The sequence below is a fragment of the Amycolatopsis coloradensis genome (assembly GCF_037997115.1).
Taxonomy (GTDB): Bacteria; Actinomycetota; Actinomycetes; order Mycobacteriales; family Pseudonocardiaceae; genus Amycolatopsis; species Amycolatopsis coloradensis_A.
The window spans coordinates 4,830,984-4,851,430 of sequence record NZ_CP150484.1; the positions used below are offsets into that span (position 1 = coordinate 4,830,984).

A 20,447-nucleotide genomic window follows, 5' to 3' on the forward strand; every position below is an offset into this window, starting at 1 on the left:
CATGATGAGGACCTTGCTGGTCCGCGGCATGCTCGCGGGCCTGGTCGCTGGTGTCTTGGCGACCCTTTTCGCGTACTTCTTCGGTGAGCCTTCCGTCGATACCGCCATCGGTCTCGAAGGCACCGCCGCTCATTCGCACAATGCTCCGGGTGCCCACGAACACGCCCCGGCCGAGGGCGAGGCAGCGGAGGAAGAGCTCGTCACGCGTGGCGTGCAGAGCACCGTCGGCCTGTTGACCGGCGTCGGCCTGTACGGCGTCGCCGTCGGCGGGCTGTTCTCGCTCGCGTTCGCCTTCACCTACGGCCGTCTCGGCACGCTGCGACCGCGGGTGACCGCGGCTCTGCTCGCGGGCGGTGCCTTCGTGGTCGTGTTCCTGGTGCCATTCTTGAAGTACCCGGGGAATCCGCCTGCGGTCGGCCAGGCGGGCACGATCGGGAGCCGGACTTCGCTGTACTTCGGTTTCGTCGCGCTGTCGCTGCTGATCGGCATCCTCGCCGCGGCGTTCGGGCGGAAGCTGGCCGACCAGCTCGGCGCTTGGCGCGGTGGCCTGCTCGCCGCAGGCGGGTACGTCGTGCTGATCTCGGTGGCGGCGGCGCTGCTGCCGTCGATCGACGAGGTCCCCGACGGGTTCCCCGGTTCCACGCTGTGGACCTTCCGGATCGCTTCGGTCGGCACGCAGGTGGTGCTCTGGACCGCGCTCGGCCTGGCCTTCGGCGCTTTGGCCGAGAAGGCTTTGAAGAGCAGGGACGCCGTTCGGGCCTAGACCCCGGGCGGCACGAAAGGCAGAGAGCCGTCGGCACCGTCCTCGATCAGGCGCAGAAGCCTGGCGGTGTCGACGTGCTCTTCGACGGCGTCGGCGAGCCTGTCGAGCATGGACTCCCGCAGCGCGCCGAAGCCCGGTGCCCCGGCGGCCGGTGACCAGTCCGCCACCTCGCCCAGCCAGGCGCGCCGGAATCCGTCGTTCTCGAAGGCTCCGTGCCACATCGTGCCCCACACCGCGCCCCGCCGGTGTCCGTCCAAAAAGGACTCGGCGGGGCCGGTGGCGGTCACGGTGCCGTGGTGGATTTCGTACGCCTCCACGGGTTGCCCGCGCCAGGAGCCCGTCGGGCGGGCCAGCACCTTGTCCGGGCTGAACGAGACGCGGGTCGGCAGCAGACCGAGACCGGGAACCGTTCCCGCGCCGGATTCGACGTCGTCCTCGATTTCGGCGGCCAGCATCTGGTACCCGCCGCAGATGCCCAGTACCGGACGCCCTGCCCCGGCCCGGGCGCGGACGGCGTCCGCCAGGCCGCGCGCACGCAGCCACGCCAGGTCGTCCACGGTCGCGCGGGAACCCGGCAGGATCACCACGTCGGCGGAAAGGACCGTGTCCGGGTCTGCGGTCAGCGCGACCGAGACCCCGGGCTCGGCGGCGAGCGCGTCGACGTCGGTCGCGTTGGAGGCACGCGGAAAACGCACGACGGCGACCCGGAGCGACCCACCCGAAGCGCCCCAGCCAGCGGCGGCGAGCGCGTCCTCCGAGTCGATCCACACCTGATCGAGCCAGGGCAGCACGCCGAAGACCTCGCGGCCGGTGAGCTTTTCCAGCGTCTCCAGTCCCGGCCGCAGCAGGCCGACGTCACCGCGGAACTTGTTGACCAGCCAGCCCGAAACCAGCGCCTGGTCTTCGGCGGAAAGCAGGGCGAGGGTGCCGAACATCGCGGCCATGACGCCCCCGCGGTCGATGTCGCCGACGACGACCACAGGCAGGCCGAAGCGCCGCGCCAGCCCCATGTTGACGTAGTCGCCTTCGCGCAGGTTGATCTCAGCCGGGCTGCCCGCGCCTTCGCACAGCACGACGTCGAAACGCTTTCGCAGTGCGGCGAAGGTGTCGAAGGCGATCTCGGCGAGCCCGGCCCGTCCAGTGGCGTACTCGCCCGCTTCCAGCGTGCCGAACGGTTTCCCGAGCGCGACGACATGGCTGCGGCGATCGCTCCCGGGTTTCAGCAGCACCGGGTTCATCGCGGCTTCGGGTTCGACGCGGGCCGCCCGCGCCTGGAGCCATTGCGCGCGGCCGATCTCGGCGCCGTCCGCGCACACCATCGAGTTGTTCGACATGTTCTGGGACTTGAACGGCGCGACCCGCACGCCCTGGCGCGCGAGCCAGCGGCACAAGGCGGCGGTGACCAGGCTCTTGCCCGCGTCCGACGTCGTCCCCGCGACGAGCAGGCCGCTCACCGCGTGACCGCCACCGCGACGGCGAGCGCGGCGAGACCGACCGCCCTCGACAACCGGACCGCGCGGCGCACGTCCACCGGTTCCGGCTCGCGGCCGTCGCCGAGGACGCCGCGGCGTTCGGTGCGTCCTCCGTAGCTGTTCGTCCCGCCCAGCCTGATCCCGAGCGCACCGGCGAAGGCGGCCTCGACCTGGCCCGCGTTGGGGCTCGGATGGTGCTTCCCGTCGCGCCGCCAGATCCGGAAGGCGGGTTTGGCGAAACCGCCGGCCAGTGGCGCCGACGCCACGGTGAGCGCCGCGCCGGCCCGGGACGGCACCAGGTTCGCCAGATCGTCGGCCCTCGCCGACGCCCAGCCGAAATTGGCGTACTTCGGGGACCGGTAGCCCACCATCGCGTCGAGGGTGTTCAGCGCGCGGTAACCCAGCAGGCCGGGGATCCCGGCGACCGCGCCCCACAGCAGCGGCGCGATGACCGCGTCCGAGGTGTTCTCGGCGATGGACTCGGTGGTCGCCCGCGCGAGTTGTTCGGTGTCGAGCCCGGTGGCGTCGCGGGCGCACAGATGCGAGAGCCGCTGCCGCGCGGCAGGCAGGTCGCCGTCGTCGAGCAACCGGGCCATGCGGGTGCCCTCGGCCGCGAGCCCCTTGCCGCCCAGAACCACCCAAGTGGACGCCGCGGTGAGCGCGAAGCGCGCGAACGGACGCTTCCGGGTCAAGTACTGGGCCGCGACCCCCAATCCGGTGACGGTGCCCGCGCAGACGGCGGTGTACGCCGCGCCCCGCACCTTCGAATCGGCGTAAACCCGCTGTTCGAGGGCTTGCGCGACCCGGCCGAAGCCCGCGACCGGATGCCTCCTCCGTGGATCTCCGAACACGGCGTCGGCGACGTAACCGGTCACGAGTCCGGCTGCGGTGGCGGCTTGTCGGAGTGGCACGTGGCGAACCGTAGCGCGTGCACGAGAATGCGGGGTATGACCAAGCTGACGCATCGCCTCGCGAAGGTCCTGGAGACCCTCGCGCGGGCACTTCGCCGCTATTCGCGCGACGACGGCAAGGTGCTGATACTGGGCGGCGTCCGCTCTGGGAAGTCACACCACGCCGAGCGGCTCGCGTCCCGCCACCCGCACCTGACCTACATCGCGCCCGGGCTGCCGCCGAGCGCCGAAGATCCCGAATGGGCCGCCCGGGTGGCCGCGCACCGCGCACGGCGGCCGGGCCACTGGAAGACGGTGGAGACCACCGACCTGGCCACGGTGCTGCGCACGGCCACGCATCCTCTGCTCATCGACTGTCTCGGCACGTGGATCAGCCGGGTGCTCGACGAGGTCGGCGCCTGGGAGCAGCGCAAGGGCTGGGAACAGCGGCTCGACGACCGGCTGGAGGACTTCCTGGCGGCGTGGGAGCAGGCCGACGTGCCGGTGATCGCGGTCAGCAACGAGGTCGGCAGCGGTGTGGTGCCCGCGACGGTGTCCGGACGCGTGTTCCGTGATGTGCTGGGCGCGGTGAACAACCGGGTGTCCGCCGTATCCGACCGGACCGTGCTGGTCGTCGCCGGACGGATGCTCGACCTGCCTTAGGAGCTGCCATGCGTATCGCCATCCCGGACGCCGCCGCCGAAGCCGCGGCGCGCACCAGACTGGACGGCCTGGTCAAGCCGCTGGGTTCGCTCGGACGGCTCGAAGACCTGGCCGCCTGGCTGAGCGCCGCGCACGGCGTCGTCCCGCCACGGCCGCTCGACGACGTCCGCGTGGTCGTGTTCGCCGGGGACCACGGGGTTTCCGCGATGTCGGCGTATCCGCGCGAGGTCACCGCGGCGATGGTGCGGGTGTTCCTGGCCGGGAAGAGCGGCGTCGGCGTGCTGGCCAAGCTGTCCGGGGCGACGGTGCGGGTGTGCGACATCGCGGTGGATTGGGACGGCGCGGACGTGCCGGCCGAGGTCACCGCGCACAAGGTCCGGCGGGGGTCCGGTGCGATCGACGTCGAGGACGCGCTCGCCGAGGGTGAGGCGCGGACGGCGTTCGAACACGGGCTGGCGATCGCGGACGAGGAGATCGACGGCGGCGCGGATCTGCTCATTCCCGGTGACATGGGGATCGGCAACACGACGATCTGCGCGGCCGTGGTCGCTTCGGTGCTCGGCCTGGCGGCGGAAGAGGTCGTCGGCACGGGGACCGGGATCGACGAGGACGGTCGCGCGCGGAAGGTCGCGGTCGTCGAGGCCGCGCTGGCGCGGGCCGGAGCGCTGAAGGATCCCTTCTCGGTGCTGACCGCGCTCGGCAGCGCTTGTCTCGCCGCGACGGCGGGCTTTCTCGTGCAGGCCGCGGTCCGCGGGGTTCCGGTGCTGCTCGACGGCGTTTTCTCCGGGGCCGCGGCGCTCGTCGCCCGCGAGATCGCGCCGGGTGCCGAGCAGTGGTGGCTGGCCGGGCACCGGTCGACCGAACCGTCGCAGGCGTTCGCGTTGAAGGCGCTCGGGCTGGAGCCGATCCTCGACCTCGGGCTGCGGCTCGGCGAGGGCAGCGGTGCCGTGCAGGCGGTGCCGACGCTGAGGGCGGCGCGGGCGATCCTCGCGGACATGGGCCTGCTGGCGGATCTGGCTTGATCGCCGACGCGCTGAAGATGGCCGTCGGCACCCTGACCACCGTCCGGGTGCCGGCGCCGGGGGTGATCGACCGGCGGGTGGCGGGCGGCGCGATGGTGCTCGCCCCGCTGGCCGTCGTGCCGCTCGCGGCCGTCGCCTCGGTGCTCGTTTTCCTGGGCGAGTTGGTCGGTCTGCCCGTGTTCGCGTCGGCGGCACTCGCGTTGGGCGCGGTGGCGCTGGGCAGCCGCGGCCTTCATCTGGACGGGCTCGCCGACACGGCGGACGGGCTCGGTGCTTCGTACGACCGCGCGCGGGCGCTGGACGTCATGCGGCGCGGCGATTCCGGGCCCACCGGGATCGCGACCCTGGTGCTGACGCTGCTCGTGCAGACCGGCGCGCTGGCCGGGGCGATCTCGGCCGGGCACGGCATCCCGGCGGTCGCGGCGGCGGTCATAGCCGGACGCGGGGTGCTCTCGCTGTGCTGCGCGCGCGGCGTCCCCTCGGCCCGGCCGGAAGGACTGGGCGCGACCGTCTCCGGTTCGGTGCCGGTGTGGGCGGCGGCGGTGGTGTTCGCCGTGCTCGCGGGCGCGGCCGCGCTGGTACTCCCGTGGTGGCAAGGGCTCGCCGCGGTGGCGTTGGGGTACCTGGCCGCGGCGGCGTTGCTGGCGCGGTGCGTTCAGCGGCTGGGCGGGATCACCGGGGACGTGCTCGGGGGTTGCGTCGAGGTCGCCGTCGCGGGGGTCTTGCTGGCTTCGTCGTTCTGAGGAGCCGCCAGTTTCTCGTCGATGTCCGGCAACCAGAAGCACAGCTCGAAGGTCTTCATCCCGGCCCAGAGACCGAATTTCCGTCCCTGCGTGACCAAGGTGAGCGACGCGAACACGAGCAGCACCGCGATCCCGGCGGCGATGAACGGACGTTTGCCGGCGAAGATCTCGACGATCGCGGCGACCGCGCCGAACAGCAACGGCGGCGCGCAGTTGCGCACCATGAGACCGGACGCGCGCACCCGCGAGACGTCGGCCGCGACCTCCTTGTCCTGCAGTTGCAGCGCGCACAGCAGGAGATGCGGGTTCTCCTTCAGGAACGGGCGGTCCTTCGCCGCAGGCATCCGGCGGACGAACTCCTTTGCCGCGTCCCGGCTCCGCCGTCGCGGCACGATCCGCTCCAGCGCCTCACCCAGCGGATAGGCCAAATAGCCCAGCAGGAAGCTCAGCAGCACGATCACGACGACCAGCACCACGGTGGGTACGCCACCGATGCTCGCCGCGGTCAGGATGTGGAGTTTCGTCCCGAGATAGCCGAAGAACGCGACGTACAGCGCGCCGGGGATGGTGTAGGCGAAGAGATCGAAGACGCCGATCGCGAAGTTCACTCGCCCATCCAACCATTCCGGGCGCGGGTCGTGAGTGGCGTTTCGGGTTACTGAGGGGTAAGGCAAACGTGGCACTGCGGCGGGCGGCCCGCTCGTGGCCCCGTCGGCGATCGTGTCGCGAAAGCCACATTCGGGACATCACACGTCGCGACCAGGGCACGTCGGAGGCGTAGCGAAGGCCTCCTTCCCTACCGTCAGGGTAGGGAAGGAGGCCTTCACCACCTGGGCCGACCACGTGAGCCGCCACGTTTGCCTTACCCCTCAATAGAACCCGAAACGCCACTCACGACCCGCCACGCACCCAAGAACGCGTCCACCGTCTCCCGGTCCCGCACCGCGATCCGCAGGTACCGCGCGTCCAGCCCCGGGAAGGTGTCCCCCCGACGGACGGCGAAACCGTTCTCCCTCAACCGTTCCCGGACACCGCCGGCGCCAGGGAGCCGCACGAGCACGAAAGGCCCCCGAGGTTCTCCCAGCACCTCGACGCCCAGCGCGGTCAGGCCCGAGACCAGGTACTCCCGGTCCGCTTCCGCCGCCACCGCCAGCTTTTCGGCTTCCTCCAACGCCGCCGGACGGCAGCACGCCACCACGGCGACGGCGGCGAGCGACGACACCGACCACGGAGGCTGGACCGCGCGCAGACTGTCCACAACGGACTCATCCGCCAGGACGTAGCCCGCACGCAGCCCGGCGATCCCCCACGTCTTCGTCAGGCTGCGGAGGACGACGAAACCCGGTTGCCCCGCAACGCTTTCGGTCTCGCCGGGGACGGCGTCGAGGAAGGCCTCGTCGACGACGACCAGGCGGCCAGGGCGGCCCAGCCCGAGCAGATCCGCGGCCGGGTGCAACACGGACGTCGGGTTCGTGGGGTTCCCGACGAAGACCAGGTCCGCCTCCTCCGGGACGCCATCGAGCCGGAAGCCGTCGTCGGGCGACAGCACCACCCGGTGCACGGGATGACCGGCCGCGCGCAGAGCGGCCTCGGGTTCAGTGAACTGCGGGTGCACGACGACGGCGTGAGCGGGCCGCAACGCCGTGGCCAGCAACGTGAAGGCCTCGGCCGCACCGGAGGTCACCAACACCTGGGACTCGGGCAACGAGTGCCGGGCGGCCACCGCGGCCGTGGCGGCGGTGACGTCCGGATAGGCGGCCAGATCGTCCAGTGCCGCCGCCAGTTCGGCACGCAGCCAAGCGGGTGGCGCCGGGAGACGGACGTTGACCGCCAGATCGACGAGACCTTCACCGACCTCGCGATCGCCGTGGTGCCAGAGGTCGTAGTCAGCCATGGGCGCGCACCGCGGTGGCGAACCGTTCGGCGAGTTCGGGGTAGCCCGCCCAATGGACGTGCAGGTACGACGCGTGCAGTGACGCCGACGCGAAACCGTCGGGGGTGCGATCCCAGCCCCAGGCCGGTGTCGGGCCGCTGCCGGGTTCGATGATCGTGCGGTGGAATTCGTGCCCGGTGACGCGTTGCCCCGCGACGGCGAGCACGCTGTCCGCGGGCGAGAAAGCCTTGCGGTAGCCGAGTTTTCCGCGTTTCGTCATGGTGGCCGAGGCGTCCAGGACGCCGGTCATCGGTGTCCCGTCGATGTCCTGGCACAGGTACAGCAGTCCGGCGCACTCCGCCACGACGGGCATTCCGTCACCGACCGCCCGCGCGACCGCGGCCCGCAGCGGGACATTCGCCGACAGTTCTTCGGCGTGGACCTCGGGGAAGCCACCGCCGAAGTACAACCCGGCGCAGCCTTCGGGAAGTTCCTTGTCCTGCAACGGATCCACGTCGACGACATCGACACCGGCGGCGGCGAGCAGTTCGACGGCCTCGGTGTAGCGGAAGGTGAACGCGGGACCGGCCGCCGCGGCGACCACCGTACGGCGCCCGTCATACGCGAACGGAGGCCGCCAAGGCTCCCCCGACAGCCGCGAAGCCGACCGGGCGACCTGCACGACCGCGCCGAGGTCCACGCCCTCGCTGATCCATGCCGCCAGCTCCGGCAGCAGCCGTTCCGACTCGCTCGCCCGCTCCGCCGCCGGGACCAGGCCGAGGTGACGGCTCGGCGCGTGGATCTCTTCGTTGCGGTACAGCGTTCCCAGCAGCGGGACGCCGGTCGCTTCCAGCGCGGTGACGATCTCGTCCGCGTGCCGTTGCGAGCCCAGTTTGTTCAGGATGACGCCGGCGAGCCGGACGCGCGTGTCGTACTGCGCGAACCCGAGCACGGTCGCGGCGACACTGCGCGACGCGGCCGAGGCGTCCACGACGAGCACCACCGGCGCGTCCAGCAGCCGCGCCACATGCGCCGTCGACGCGTATCCCTCGGTGCCGAGCGCCCCGTCGAACAGGCCCATCACACCTTCGATGACCGCGATGTCGGCACCGGCGGAACCGTGCCGCAGCAACGGGATCAGCCGATCCTCGCCCTGGAGGAACGGGTCGAGGTTGCGCGGGGGCCGTCCGGTGGCGAGGGCGTGGTAGCTCGGGTCGATGAAGTCGGGGCCGACCTTGTGCCCGGAGACCTTCAGCCCCCGCGCCCGCAGCGCCGCCATCAGGCCCGCGGCGATCGTGGTCTTGCCGTGCCCGGATCCGGGCGCGGCGATGACCACGCGATTCACCATTCGATGCCTCGCTGGCCCTTTTGCCCCGCGTCCATCGGATGCTTCACCTTCGTCATCTCGGTGACCAGGTCCGCCGCCTCGATCAGCTCGGGCGGCGCGTACCGGCCGGTGATCACCACGTGCTGGTGCCCGGGGCGTCCGGTCAGCGTCGAGACGACGTCGTCCACTTCGAGCCAGCCCCATTTGAGCAGGTAGCTGAATTCGTCGAGGACGTAGAAGTCGTGGGTTTCGGCGCCGAGCCGGCGTTTGATCTCGGCCCAGCCCTCGCGGGCGTTGGCGGCGTGGTCCTCTTCGGAACCGGACTTGCGCGCCCAGCTCCAGCCTTCGCCCATCTTGTGCCACTCGACCGCGCCGCCCTGTCCGGTGTCGTCGTGCAGCTTGCCGAGCGCGCGGAACGCGGCTTCCTCGCCGACGCGCCACTTCGCCGATTTGACGAACTGGAACACGCCGATCGACCAGCCCTGGTTCCACGCCCGCAGCGCCATCCCGAACGCGGCCGTGGACTTGCCCTTCATCTCGCCGGTGTGCACGGCGAGCAGCGGGCGATTGCGGCGCTGACGGGTGGTGAGCCCGTCGTTCGGCACCGTTTCCGGTTTGCCCTGTGGCATTACGCCGCCCTTCCCGAGAGATGAGTACGGACGGCGCCCGCGAGGGTGTCCGCGGCGACCTCGGCGACCGGGACATGTTCCGCGCCAAGGTGTTCCGCCAGTTCGGCGGCGAGCCCGAGCCGCATTTTCCCGCTCTCGCAGTCCATCACGATCGAGGTCACGTTCCCGGCCAGCAACCCGGCTGCCTGACGGGCGCGCTGGACGGCGTCGGCGCCGCTGGTCGCACGGCCGTCGGTGACGACGACGAGCAGCGGACGCCGCAACGGATCACGGACCGCTTCGATACGCAGAACCCTTGCCGCTTCGAGAAGTCCCTCGGCCAGCGGTGTCCGTCCGCCGGTCGCGAGACCGTCCAAACGGGACGCGGCGGCATCGACGCTGATGGTCGGCGGGAGCGCGAGTTCGGCGCCGGAAGCGCGGAAGGTCACCAGGCCCACCTTGTCGCGACGCTGGTAGGCGTCGAGCAGCAGCGACAGCACGGCGGTCTTGACCTCGCGCATCCGCTGCCGCGCGCCCATCGAGCCGGACGCGTCGACGCAGAACAGCACCAGGTTGCCCTCGCGCCCTTCCCGCCGCGCGAACCGGAGATCCTGGGGCCGCACCACGAGCCCGGCGCCACTGCGGCCGCGGGACCGCTGGTGCGGCGCGGCCGCGCGCACGGTCGCGAGCAGATGCGGACGCCCGTCCTTGGTCCCGGCGGGCTGGACGCCGATGGTCCGGCCGTTGTCGGTGATCGCCCTCGACCGCCGTCCGGCGGCGCCTTCACCGGTGCCCTTCACCTCGAAACGCCTGGCACGAAAGGCTTCCCCGGCGCCGACCGGCTTCTGGTCGCCGCCGTTCTTGCCGCCGCCCGACGGTTCCTGGCCGCCGCTCTCCGACTGCGGAGCCTCGCCGCCCTCAGGAGGGCCACCGGAACCGGGGCCGTCGTCGTCGGGACCGGGGCCTTCCGGTTCGGCGTCCTGGAGCGCCTGTTCCAGCTGCTCCTCGGAGATCCCGGGCGCGTCGAAGGGATTGCGGCGACGACGATGCGGCAACGCGAGCCGGGCCGCGACCCGGACGTCGTCGGTGGTCACCTCGGTGCGCCCGGCCCAGGCGGCGTGCGCGACCGCGGTCCGCGCGGTCACGATATCCGCGCGCATCCCGTCGACCTCGAAGGACGCGCAGACCTCCGCGATCTGCCGCAGCGCGTCGTCCGGCAGTTTGACCGACGGCAGAAGCCGTTGTGCCGCTTCGATGTCCGCGGCGAGTTCGGCGTCGGCCGCGGCGTACTGGCCGGCGAATCCGTCGGGATCCGCCTCGTAGGCGAGCCGCCGCCGGACGACCTCGACCCGCAGTTCGGGATCCCGGCTGGACGCGACCTCGACGGTGAGCCCGAAGCGGTCCAGCAGCTGCGGCCGCAGTTCGCCTTCCTCGGGGTTCATCGTGCCGATGAGGACGAACCGGGCCGCGTGCGACACCGAGACACCCTCACGCTCGACGGTCGCGCGCCCCATGGCGGCGGCGTCGAGCAGCGTGTCGACCAGGTGGTCGTGCAGGAGGTTGACCTCGTCCACGTACAGCAGCCCGCGATGCGCGGCCGCGAGCAGCCCGGGCTGGAAATCGGTGACACCGTCCGCGAGCGCGCGTTCCAGGTTCAGCGAACCGATCACACGGTCTTCCGCCGCGCCGACCGGCAGCTCCACGAGCCGCGCGGGACGGCGGTGCGCGGGCGAACCTTCGGTGTGCGGACCATCGGGGCAGGCCGGATCGGGCTCGACGGGGTCGCAGGAGAACCGGCACGCGTCCACCACGTCGACACCGGGCAGCAGACCGGCCAGCGCGCGCACCATCGTCGACTTCGCCGTGCCCTTCTCCCCGCGCACCAGGACCCCGCCGACCGCGGGCGAGATCGAGGAAAGCACCAGCGCCAGGCGCAGATCCGGCATCCCCACAACGGCGGTGAACGGGTACGGCTTCACAGCTCTCCTGTCGTCGACGACCTCTGGCCGATCATCGCATAGGAAATCCGTCATCTACCGTGACCGAGGTGCGCGAAAAATCACCCCTGACGGTCGTCGGGATCGGGGCCGACGGCTGGCCCGGCCTGTCCGAGCGGGCCAAGGAAGCACTGCTCGGCGCCGACGTGGTCGTGGGCTCGCCGCGTCAGCTCGCGTACCTGCCCGCCGGGATGAAAAGCGAACCCTGGCCCAGCCCGCTCCTTCCCGGCCTGGACGCCTTCCTCGCCGAGCGGGAAGGCCGTGTCTGCGTGCTGGCCAGCGGCGATCCCCTGCTGTCCGGCATCGGCACGACGCTGATCCAGCGCGGCTACGACGTCGAGGTCCTGCCCGCGCTCTCCTCGGTCACGCTCGCCCGCGCGAAACTCGGCTGGCCGGCGGAGGAGACCGAAGTGGTCACCGTCGTCGGCCGCGCGATCGGCAGGGTGAACCGCGTACTCACGCCCGGCCGGAAGATCCTCGTCCTCGGCGCGAACGCCGAAGACCTCCTTGACCTGCTCAAAGCCCGCGGTTACGGCAAAAGCCGCGTCACCGCGCTCTCCGACCTCGGCGGCCCGGACGAGCGTGTGGGCCCCGGCACGCTGACCGTGTTCGCCATCGAGGCCGACGGAACCGCGCTGCCGCTGACCGGCCTCCCTGACGACGCCTTCGAGCACGACGGGCAGCTCACCAAACGCGACCTCCGCGCGTCCGCGCTGGCCAGGCTCGCGCCGACACCCGGCGAACTGCTGTGGGACGTCGGCGCGGGTGCGGGCAGCGTCGGTATCGAGTGGTCCCGTGTGCATCCGCTGAACCGGGCGATCGCGATCGAACGGTCGCCCGAGCGAGCCGCCAGGATCACCCGGAACGCGCACGCTCTCGGCGTCCCGGAACTCGACGTGGTGATCGGAGCGGCACCGGAAGCCCTCGAAGGGCTGAGCAGGCCGCATGCCATCTTCCTCGGTGGCGGGCTGACCGTGCCCGGTGTGCTGGACGCCTGCCTGGCGACCGGCGCGCGGATCGTCGCGCACGGCGTGACCCTCGAATCCGAACAGCTGCTGGCCCGCGCGTACGGCGAGCACGGCGGGGAGCTGGTCCGCGTCGCCGTCGAACAGGCGGCGCCGCTGGGCGGATTCACCGGCTGGACCCCGGCGCGAGCCGTGACCCAATGGAGCAAACCGTGACAGTGCACTTCATCGGCGCGGGTCCCGGCGCGGCCGACCTCATCACCGTGCGGGGCCGTGACCTGCTCGGCCGCTGCGAAACCTGCCTGTACCCCGGGAGCATGACACCGACAGCGCTCTTGGAGTACTGCCCGGACGACGCGGTGCTCGTCGACACCGCGAACCTCGACCTGCCCGCGATCGTCGAGCGCATGGTCGAGGCCCACGAGAAGGGCCACGAGATCGCGCGGCTCTGTTCCGGCGACCCGTCGATCTACAGCGCCGTCGCCGAGCAGATGCGCCGCCTCGACGCGGCAGGAGTTCCCTACGACGTCACGCCGGGGGTGCCCGCGTTCGCCGCCGCGGCCGCGCTGCTCAAGCGTGAACTGACCGTGCCCGAGGTCGGCCAGAGCCTGGTCGTCACGCGGGCACAGGCCCGGTCGACCGCCATGCCACCGGGGGAAACGCTGGCGAACTTCGCGCGCACCGGCACCACCCTCGCGCTGCATCTGGCGATCAACCGCGTCGAGCAGGTAGTCGACGAATTGCGGCCGTTCTACACCGACGACTGCCCGGCGGCGGTGGTGGCGCTGGCGAGTCAGCCCGGTGAGCAGGTGCTGCGCGGCACCCTCGGCACCATCGCCGCCCAGTCCCGTGCGGCCGGGATCAGCCGCGCGGCGATGATCTTCGTCGGACAAGTCCTTGCCGCCGAAGGGTTTCCCGACAGTTTCCTGTACTCGGCCACCCGAGATCGCGCCAACCAACCGGAGTCGCTGTGAAGAACCTGCGCTGGGGCCTGCTGGCCGCCGGGACCATCGCCGCCGAGTTCGCGGCGGGCGTCGATGAGAGCGAACACGGTGTCCTCGAAGCCGTCGCCGCGCGATCCGGTGACCGGGCGGCCGAGTTCGCGAGCCGCTTCGAGATCCCGAAATGCTATGGCGCGTACGAAGACCTGCTCGCCGATCCGGACGTCGACGCGATCTACATCTCGACGCCGCATCCGCTGCACGGCGAATGGGCGATCCGCGCGGCCGAAGCGGGCAAGCACATCCTGTGCGAGAAGCCGCTGACGATGTCCGTCGCCGAGGCGGAGAAGGTCATCGAGGCCGCCCGCGCCAACGACGTCTTCCTCATGGAGGCGTTCATGTACCGGCTGCATCCGCAGATCCGGCGGCTGGCCGAGCTGATCTCATGCGGCGCCATCGGCGAGGTCCGCGCCGTGGACGTCACCTTCAGCTACCACTTCGCCGTACCCCGGCTCATCGATCCCGCGCTGGGTGGTGGCGGGATCTTCGACGTCGGCTGTTACTGCACGTCACTCGCGCGGCTGGTCTCGCAGGCGGCGACCGGGCAGGACGTCGTCGAGCCCGAAGAGGTGCTCGGGATGGCGAGGCTCGACGAGAACGGCGTCGACGAGGTCGCGTTCGGGCTGCTGCGGCTGCCGGGCGGGATCCTCGCGCAGCTGGCCTGCGGCTTCCAGCTGACGCAGGACGACCACATCCGCGTGTACGGCTCGGAAGGGCAGCTGTACGTGCCGAAACCCGCGTGGATCCACGAAATGCGCAAGCCCAAGACGTCGCAGATCATCCTCACGCCGGAAGGTGGCGAACCTGAGGCGATCGAAGTCGAAGCGACTCAAGGCCTCTTCGCTCGCGAAGCCGACCACGTCGCCACGCACCTCGAAGACCGCCAGGCGCCCGAACTCACCTGGGCGGAGACGCTCGCGAATCTGCGCACGCTGGAACGGTGGCGCGAGGCTGTGGCCCGATGAAGCTGCTGATCCTGGGCGGCACCGGCGAAGCACGCGAGCTCGCGAAGGCCCTCGTGGCGCGCGGCGAGCACGTCGTGTCCTCACTCGCGGGCCGCGTCGCGCGCCCGAAGCTGCCCGACGGCGAGACCCGCGTCGGCGGCTTCGGCGGCCCGGCGGGTCTCGCGCGCTGGCTGACCGAGAACGACGTCGACGCGGTGATCGACGCCACGCATCCCTTCGCCGAACGCATCGGCTCGAACGCGGCCATCGCGGCGGGGGAAACGGGTACACCGCTGCTCAGGCTCGCCAGGCCCGGCTGGACCGAACAGCCCGGCGACACCTGGCACTGGGCCGACGACCTCGACCACGCCGCGCGGCTGCTCCCGGCGCTCGGCGAACGCGTGTTCCTCACCAGTGGACGCCAAGGGCTCGCCGCCTTCGCCGGGCTGGACCTCTGGTTCCTGATCCGCTGCGTCGACCCGCCCGAGGTGCCGCTCCCCCGCCGTCACGAAATCCTGCTGGACCGCGGGCCGTACACGGTGGAGAAGGAACGCGCGCTCATGGAACGGCACGGCGTCGAGGTCCTCGTCACCAAGGACAGCGGCGGCGAGATGACCGCGGCGAAGCTCACGGCGGCCCGCGGGCTCGGCCTCCCGGTGGTCGTCGTCCAGCGGCCGCGGCGACCGGAAACGGCCAGCGTAACGACAGTTCAGGGCGCCATAACCTGGTTGAGCGGCACGGTGAAGGGCAGCCCTGCGTAAGCCGTTCGGACCAGACCCGTTAGCGTTGCGCCGATGCGTCTGATCGCTGTCACGCTGGGGTTGCTGTCCGCCTTGTGCGCGTTGGCTTTCCCCTTCCTGCCGGTGGTGCAGGACACAGCGGAGGTCGTCTGGCCAACGGGCGGCGACACCCGCTCCGTCAACGCGCCCTTGACCGGGTACTGGGCGCAGGATCTGCGCGTCGACCTGCCGTGCACGACCGTCCGGTCGCTGGACGCGCGTTCGCAGGGCCAGGCGCTGTTGTTCTCCACCGTGCCCGACGGCCGCACCGACCCGCGCGCGGGCAAGGGCGTCGGCCTGCAACTGCGGATCGACAACGGCGTGCTGCTCGCCTCCAGCCAGGGTCAGCAGATCGTGCAGCAGCCCCTCCCGGAGAAGAACTGCGACGTCAAGCTCCGTGCGGACGCGAACCAGATGACGGTGACCGTCGCCGAGACCGTGGTGTTCCACGCCGAGGGCGACGTCCGGCCGCGGCTGGTCGGGATCTACTCCTCGATCAACGCGGCCAAGGACCCGATCGCCGGCCTGCACGTCTCGGTCGTCCCGGACACCCGCTACCAGACTTCGCCGACCGTGTGGAAGTGGATCATCGGCGTCATCGCGGCGCTGTCGTTCATCGGCTGCCTGATCGCGGTGTGGCGGATGGACTCCGGCTTCGCCCGCCGCGCGCCGCGCTGGGCGCCGGTCGGCTGGTGGCGGCTGACCGCCCGCGACGCGACGGTGATCATCGCGCTCGGCGCGTGGGTCTTCATCGGCCCGGTCACCTCGGACGACGGCTACATCCTCACGATGTCGAGAGTGGCCGAAGAGACCGGCTACCTGACGAACTACCACCGCTGGTTCGGGGTCGCCGAGGCGCCGTTCGGCTGGTTCTACCACGTGTACCAGCTGATGGCGCACGTCAGCACGGTGCCGCCGTGGATCCGGCTCCCGTCGTTCCTGCTCGGCGTGCTGAGCTGGCTGCTGATCAGCCGCGAGGTCATGCCGCGCCTGGGCACGCAGGTCCGCACGAGCCGCGCCGCGGGCTGGGCCGCCGCCGCGGTCTTCCTGGTCTGGTGGATGCCGTTCAACAACGGTGTCCGGCCCGAACCGGTCGCCGCGCTGGGCTCGCTGCTGGCGATCTGCGCCGTCGAACGCGCGCTGGTGACCCGCCGTCTGCTGCCGTTGTGCCTCGGGCTGACCGCCGCCGGGTTCACCCTGGCCGCGACGCCGACCGGGCTGATCGCGGTCGCGCCGTTCCTGGTCGCCGCGCGCCCGCTGTACAAACTGGTCCGCCAGCGCGCCGAGAACGGCTGGCTGCCGGTGCTCGCGCCGGTGCTGGCCGCCGGGCTGCTGGTGCTGGTCGTGGTGTTCGCCGACCAGACCTTCGCCACCGTGCAGGAGGCGACCCGGATCCGCACCCTGGTCGGCCCGAACCTGTCGTGGTTCCAGGAACTCGCGCGCTACCAGCTGCTGTTCGAAAGCCTGCCGGACGGCTCCGTGCCACGCCGGTTCCCCGTGCTGCTGGTGCTGCTGTGCACCGGGACCTGCCTGGTGGTGCTGCTGCGCCGCGGCCGGATCCCCGGCGCCGCGCTCGGCCCCAGCCGCCGCCTGATCGGCACGGTCGCGCTGTTCTTCCTGCTGCTGGCGCTGACCCCGACCAAATGGACGCACCACTTCGGCGCGTTCGCCGCGGTCGGCGCGGCCATGGCGGCGTTGACCGCGCTGGCGACCAGCTCGACGGTGCTGCGGTCACGGCGTAACCGGGCGGCGTTCCTCGCCGGGCTGCTCGTGGTCGGCGCGCTGGCCGCGACCGGGCCCAACTCGTACTGGTTCGTCTCGAAACTCGGCGTGCAGTGGACGGCGGTGGCGCCGTCGATCGGCGGGATCCCGCTGTCGACGATCCTGCTGATCGCGGCCGCGATCTCCGGGGTGTACGCGTTCGTGGAGAACGTCCGCGCGCACCGGCCAGGTCTTCAGGCGGGACCGCAGGAGGGGCGGAGCCGGTCGCTGCGGCTCGGTTCGCTCTCGCTGGTGGTCGTCTGCGGTCTGATGGCCACGGGCGAATTCGTCAGCATGGCGTGGGCGATCCACAACCAGCAGGGTTCCTACAGCCTCGGCGCCGCGAACTTCGGGCACCTGTTCGGCAAGAGCTGCAACCTCTCCGACCACGTGATGGTGGAACGCGACGCCGCGACCAGCATCCTGCGGGCCCAGTCCGAACAGCGGACGGTGCCGGTGAAGAAGGAGGAGCCGCCCGCCGGGCAGACCCCGCCGCCGCTGCCCGATCCCGAGCAGGACAACGGCCGGGTGCAGACCGGGTTCCACACCCGCGCGATCGACGACAAGGATCCGCTGGCCGAGCCGCCGCACGGCTTCAAACCCGACGAAGTCCCGATGTGGAGCAGCTTCCTCGACCCCGAGACGCGGGCCGGGCGGCTGCGCAGCGACTGGTACGCCCTCTCCGAAAAGCCGGCCGACGGCCAGATCGTGGTCGCCACCGCGGGCGCGGCCCGGCGCCCGACGTCGGTCAGCCTCGACTACGGCGTGAACACCAGCGAAGGCGTGAAGGTCGTCCGCAGCCAGTTCGTGCTGCCGCCCGGCGCCGGGACCAACGGCTGGAACGACACCCGGATCAACCTGCGCGACCTCCCGGCCGAGACGACGTCCGTGCGGATCAACATCGTCGACAACGACCTCACCGAGGACGGCTGGATCGCCGCGTCCGCGCCGCGCGTGCCGACGTTCACCACGCTGACCGAAAAGATCGCGGGCAAGCAGGTGTACATCGACTGGCCCGCGTCGTTCGTCTACCCGTGCGTGCAGCCGGTGACCTCGCACGACGGCATCTCGAAGGTGCCGGACTACCGGATCACCCCCGGCGCCGTCGCCGACGAGGCGAACTGGGCGTCCAGCACCAACGGCGGCCCGATCGGCTGGCTCGAAGAGGTCGCGGCCGAACCCGAGGTGCCCAGCTACCTGATCGGCCAGCCGAGCCAGTCCTGGGGCCAGCTGCTGCAGGTGGAACCCTTCACCGAGGGGATCGCGCCGACCATCGTCCACGGCGAGAAGGTCGTCCCCGGCTGGTGGTCGCCGGGTCCGGGACCGCGGCAGCCGAACGGCAAGGACCCGACCCGCTAGTGGGCTGAAAGCGTCCTTCACCGCATCAGACGCGGTGAAGGACGCTTTCGTCACGTCTCATGCGGGGAAAGCGTCCTTCAGCGCCTCCGGCAGCTCCCCTTCGTACAGGACGCCGAGCCGCTGCGTAGCGCGCGTGAGCGCGACGTACAGCTCAGCGGCACCGCGCGGGCCGTCGGCGAGGATCCGCTCCGGGTCCACGACGAGGACGGCGTCGAACTCGAGCCCCTTCGTCTCCGAGGCGGGCACTGTGCCCGGCACCCCGGGCGGGCCGATCACGACGCTGGTGCCTTCACGCCCGGCTTCGTCCTTGACGAACTCCTCGATGGCGCCCGCCAGCGAATCCGCGTCGACCTGCCGTGCCCACGGACGGACCCCGTTGGACCGGACCGACTCCGGTGCCCGGACCTCGGGCGCGAACTCGGCGAGCACCGACGCGGCGACGGCCATGATCTCCGCCGGGGTGCGGTAGTTCACCGTCAGCGACCGGTAGACCCAGCGGCCCGGCACGTACGGCCTCAGCATCGCGTCCCACGATCGCGCCCCGGCCTCGGACCGGCGCTGCGCCAGATCGCCGACGACGGTGAACGACCGGTTGGGACAGCGCCGCATCAGCACCCGCCAGTCCATTTCGGACAGTTCCTGCGCCTCGTCGACCACGACGTGCCGGTACGTCCAGTCCCGATCGGCGGAGGCGCGTTCGACGAGGCTGCGCGTGTCGTGCTCCACGAACCGGTCGGCGAGTTCGTCGGCGAAGAGCAGGTTCTCCGCCGACAGCATGACGTCCTCGTCCATCTCCTCGCGGTCGAGCTTCATCGTGTCGAGCACACCTTCGGCGTACTCGGCCTCGGCCTTCTTCTCCCGAGCCAGCGCCTTCTCCGCCGCCTCGTCCGCCGCCTTGTCGCGGCCGAGCAGGTCGACGAGTTCGTCGAGCAGCGGCATGTCCGACACCGTCCAGGCTTCCCCGTCGGCGCGCAGCAACGCCTGGTCGGCCCCCGCCGCGCGAAGCCGTTCCGAGGACGAGAGAAGCGAGCCCAGCAGGCTTTCGGGCGTCAGGATCGGCCAGAGCTCGTCGAGCGCGGTGGTGAACGTCTCGCTCTCCGCCAGTTCCTTCAGCAAATCCTTCCGCAGCCGCTCCCATTCGTCGCGGTCGTCCCGGCTGAGCCAGCCGCGGCCGATCCGCGCGATCGCCCGCTCCGTCAGGACGTACGTGACGATGTCGGTGAACGTCCCCCGCGCCTCGTTGTGCGGCAGACCGCTCTTGCGCGCCTCGTCCCTGGCCCATTCCGCGGTCTCGGCGTCGATCCGCACGGTGACGTCGGCGAGGTCGATCAGCACCGGCTCCTCCGGCAGCCGCTGGCGATCGGCGACGGCGGCCTTGAGGACGTCCAGCATCTTCAGCGAACCCTTGAGCCGGGTGGCTTCCGGCCCGTCCTCGGCGGTGACGTGCTTGCCGGGGACGAAATCGCCGGTGGTCATGAACACCACATCGGTCTCGCCCAAGGACGGCAGGACCCGGCCGATATGGTGCAGGAACGCCGGATTCGGCCCGACCACGAGCACGCCGTGGCGTTCCATCCGCTCGCGCTGGGTGTAGAGCAGGTACGCGACGCGGTGCAGCGCCACCACGGTCTTCCCGGTACCCGGCCCACCTTCGATCACCAGCACCCCGGGGTGCTCGTGCCGGATGATCTCGTCCTGTTCGGCCTGGATCGTCGCGACGATGTCACGCATCCCCTCGCCGCGCGGCGCGTTGACGGCCGCGAGCAGCGCCGCGTCACCCTCCGCGTCGCCGCCGGGACGGCCGAACATCTCGTCGGTGAACCCGAGCAGCTCACGTCCGTGCGTGTGGAACTGGCGGCGACGGCGCATCTTCTCCGGCGTCGCCGCGGTCGCGGTGTAGAACGGGCGGGCGGCGGGTGCCCGCCAGTCGAGCAGCACCGGCTCGTAGTCGTTCTCCTCGTCGAAGAGCCCGATACGGCCGATGTACGAGGTCTCCCCCGCGAGACTGTCCAGCCTGCCGAAGCACAGCCCGTTGTCGACGACGTCCAGCCGCCGCGACTCCCTGGCCAGCGCCCGCACCTCGACGTCGCGTTCCATGGCCGTCCCGCCGGTTCCGCCCAGCGCCGCCTGGAACTCCCCCTTCACCCGCGCGCGTTCGGCGTCCAGGCGCGTGTAGAGCCCGGCGACGTATTCGCGTTCGGACCGCAACTCTTCTTCATGACCCTGAGTTGACACAGACTCCCATTTCACCAGGTTTCGGCTACGGCGAGTGAGTTTGAG

General features: G+C 71.2%; 17 protein-coding genes. 9 read left to right on the forward strand and 8 right to left on the reverse strand.

Going from position 1 to position 20,447, the window contains the following annotated elements; translation table 11 throughout:
* Position 1 precedes the first annotated feature (1 nt).
* The gene (locus LCL61_RS22625) at positions 2–763 is read left to right on the forward strand and encodes a CbtA family protein (protein ID WP_340681543.1); all 762 of its coding nucleotides are present in this window, start codon (positions 2–4) and stop codon (positions 761–763) included.
* Here LCL61_RS22625 and LCL61_RS22630 read toward each other — a convergent pair.
* Together LCL61_RS22630 and LCL61_RS22635 are read right to left on the reverse strand one after the other, a co-directional pair.
* The gene (locus tag LCL61_RS22630; protein WP_340681544.1) at positions 760–2,217 is read right to left on the reverse strand and encodes a cobyric acid synthase; all 1,458 of its coding nucleotides are present in this window, start codon (positions 2,215–2,217) and stop codon (positions 760–762) included. The genes LCL61_RS22625 and LCL61_RS22630 overlap by 4 nt on opposite strands.
* The gene (locus tag LCL61_RS22635; RefSeq protein ID WP_340681545.1) at positions 2,214–3,146 is read right to left on the reverse strand and encodes a cobalamin biosynthesis protein; all 933 of its coding nucleotides are present in this window, start codon (positions 3,144–3,146) and stop codon (positions 2,214–2,216) included. Before LCL61_RS22635 ends, LCL61_RS22630 begins: the two co-directional genes overlap by 4 nt.
* Positions 3,147–3,182: 36 nt before the next feature.
* Here LCL61_RS22635 and LCL61_RS22640 point away from each other — a divergent pair, with 36 nt between their 5' ends.
* Genes LCL61_RS22640 through LCL61_RS22650 form a run of 3 tightly spaced genes read left to right on the forward strand, consistent with a single transcriptional unit; the run spans position 3,183 to position 5,553 of the window.
* Positions 3,183–3,788 (forward strand): bifunctional adenosylcobinamide kinase/adenosylcobinamide-phosphate guanylyltransferase, encoded by a 606-nt coding sequence (locus LCL61_RS22640; RefSeq protein ID WP_340681546.1) that lies wholly within the window; start codon positions 3,183–3,185, stop codon positions 3,786–3,788.
* A gap of 8 nt (positions 3,789–3,796) precedes the next feature.
* Complete coding sequence (cobT, locus tag LCL61_RS22645; RefSeq protein WP_340681547.1) at positions 3,797–4,810, forward strand: nicotinate-nucleotide--dimethylbenzimidazole phosphoribosyltransferase; 1,014 nt, start codon at positions 3,797–3,799, stop codon at positions 4,808–4,810.
* Positions 4,807–5,553 (forward strand): adenosylcobinamide-GDP ribazoletransferase, encoded by a 747-nt coding sequence (locus LCL61_RS22650; protein ID WP_340681548.1) that lies wholly within the window; start codon positions 4,807–4,809, stop codon positions 5,551–5,553. Before cobT ends, LCL61_RS22650 begins: the two co-directional genes overlap by 4 nt.
* On the opposite strand, the gene LCL61_RS22655 is transcribed toward LCL61_RS22650, so the two are convergent.
* The 5 genes from LCL61_RS22655 to LCL61_RS22675 all read right to left on the reverse strand — a co-directional run bounded on the left by LCL61_RS22655 (position 5,466) and on the right by LCL61_RS22675 (position 11,340).
* Positions 5,466–6,161, reverse strand: a complete 696-nt coding sequence (locus LCL61_RS22655) for a hypothetical protein (RefSeq protein ID WP_340681549.1) — start codon at positions 6,159–6,161, stop codon at positions 5,466–5,468. The genes LCL61_RS22650 and LCL61_RS22655 overlap by 88 nt on opposite strands.
* Positions 6,162–6,415: 254 nt before the next feature.
* On the reverse strand, positions 6,416–7,447 hold the full coding sequence (cobC, locus tag LCL61_RS22660) for an Rv2231c family pyridoxal phosphate-dependent protein CobC (protein ID WP_340681550.1): 1,032 nt from the start codon (positions 7,445–7,447) through the stop codon (positions 6,416–6,418).
* On the reverse strand, positions 7,440–8,774 hold the full coding sequence (locus tag LCL61_RS22665; RefSeq protein WP_340681551.1) for a cobyrinate a,c-diamide synthase: 1,335 nt from the start codon (positions 8,772–8,774) through the stop codon (positions 7,440–7,442). Before LCL61_RS22665 ends, cobC begins: the two co-directional genes overlap by 8 nt.
* Positions 8,768–9,382: a cob(I)yrinic acid a,c-diamide adenosyltransferase gene (gene cobO, locus LCL61_RS22670; protein ID WP_340681552.1), complete on the reverse strand. Its 615-nt coding sequence runs from the start codon at positions 9,380–9,382 to the stop codon at positions 8,768–8,770. The genes LCL61_RS22665 and cobO overlap by 7 nt, the downstream gene beginning before the upstream one ends.
* Positions 9,382–11,340, reverse strand: a complete 1,959-nt coding sequence (locus tag LCL61_RS22675) for a putative cobaltochelatase (protein WP_340681553.1) — start codon at positions 11,338–11,340, stop codon at positions 9,382–9,384. Before LCL61_RS22675 ends, cobO begins: the two co-directional genes overlap by 1 nt.
* A 59-nt stretch (positions 11,341–11,399) precedes the next feature.
* On the opposite strand from LCL61_RS22675, the gene cbiE reads away from it, so the two are divergent.
* The 5 genes from cbiE to LCL61_RS22700 are packed head-to-tail and all read left to right on the forward strand — an operon-like array spanning position 11,400 to position 18,167.
* On the forward strand, positions 11,400–12,539 hold the full coding sequence (cbiE, locus tag LCL61_RS22680; RefSeq protein WP_340681554.1) for a precorrin-6y C5,15-methyltransferase (decarboxylating) subunit CbiE: 1,140 nt from the start codon (positions 11,400–11,402) through the stop codon (positions 12,537–12,539).
* Entirely contained in the window at positions 12,536–13,297 is a 762-nt protein-coding gene (gene cobM / locus LCL61_RS22685) for a precorrin-4 C(11)-methyltransferase (protein WP_340681555.1), read from the forward strand. The genes cbiE and cobM overlap by 4 nt, the downstream gene beginning before the upstream one ends.
* Entirely contained in the window at positions 13,294–14,289 is a 996-nt protein-coding gene (locus LCL61_RS22690; RefSeq protein ID WP_340681556.1) for a Gfo/Idh/MocA family oxidoreductase, read from the forward strand. Before cobM ends, LCL61_RS22690 begins: the two co-directional genes overlap by 4 nt.
* The gene (locus tag LCL61_RS22695) at positions 14,286–15,029 is read left to right on the forward strand and encodes a cobalt-precorrin-6A reductase (protein WP_340681557.1); all 744 of its coding nucleotides are present in this window, start codon (positions 14,286–14,288) and stop codon (positions 15,027–15,029) included. The genes LCL61_RS22690 and LCL61_RS22695 overlap by 4 nt, the downstream gene beginning before the upstream one ends.
* Before the next feature lie 33 nt (positions 15,030–15,062).
* Complete coding sequence (locus LCL61_RS22700) at positions 15,063–18,167, forward strand: arabinosyltransferase domain-containing protein (RefSeq protein ID WP_340681558.1); 3,105 nt, start codon at positions 15,063–15,065, stop codon at positions 18,165–18,167.
* A 57-nt stretch (positions 18,168–18,224) separates the two neighbouring features.
* On the opposite strand, the gene helR is transcribed toward LCL61_RS22700, so the two are convergent.
* Positions 18,225–20,402, reverse strand: a complete 2,178-nt coding sequence (gene helR, locus LCL61_RS22705; RefSeq protein ID WP_340681559.1) for an RNA polymerase recycling motor ATPase HelR — start codon at positions 20,400–20,402, stop codon at positions 18,225–18,227.
* Positions 20,403–20,447 lie beyond the last annotated feature (45 nt).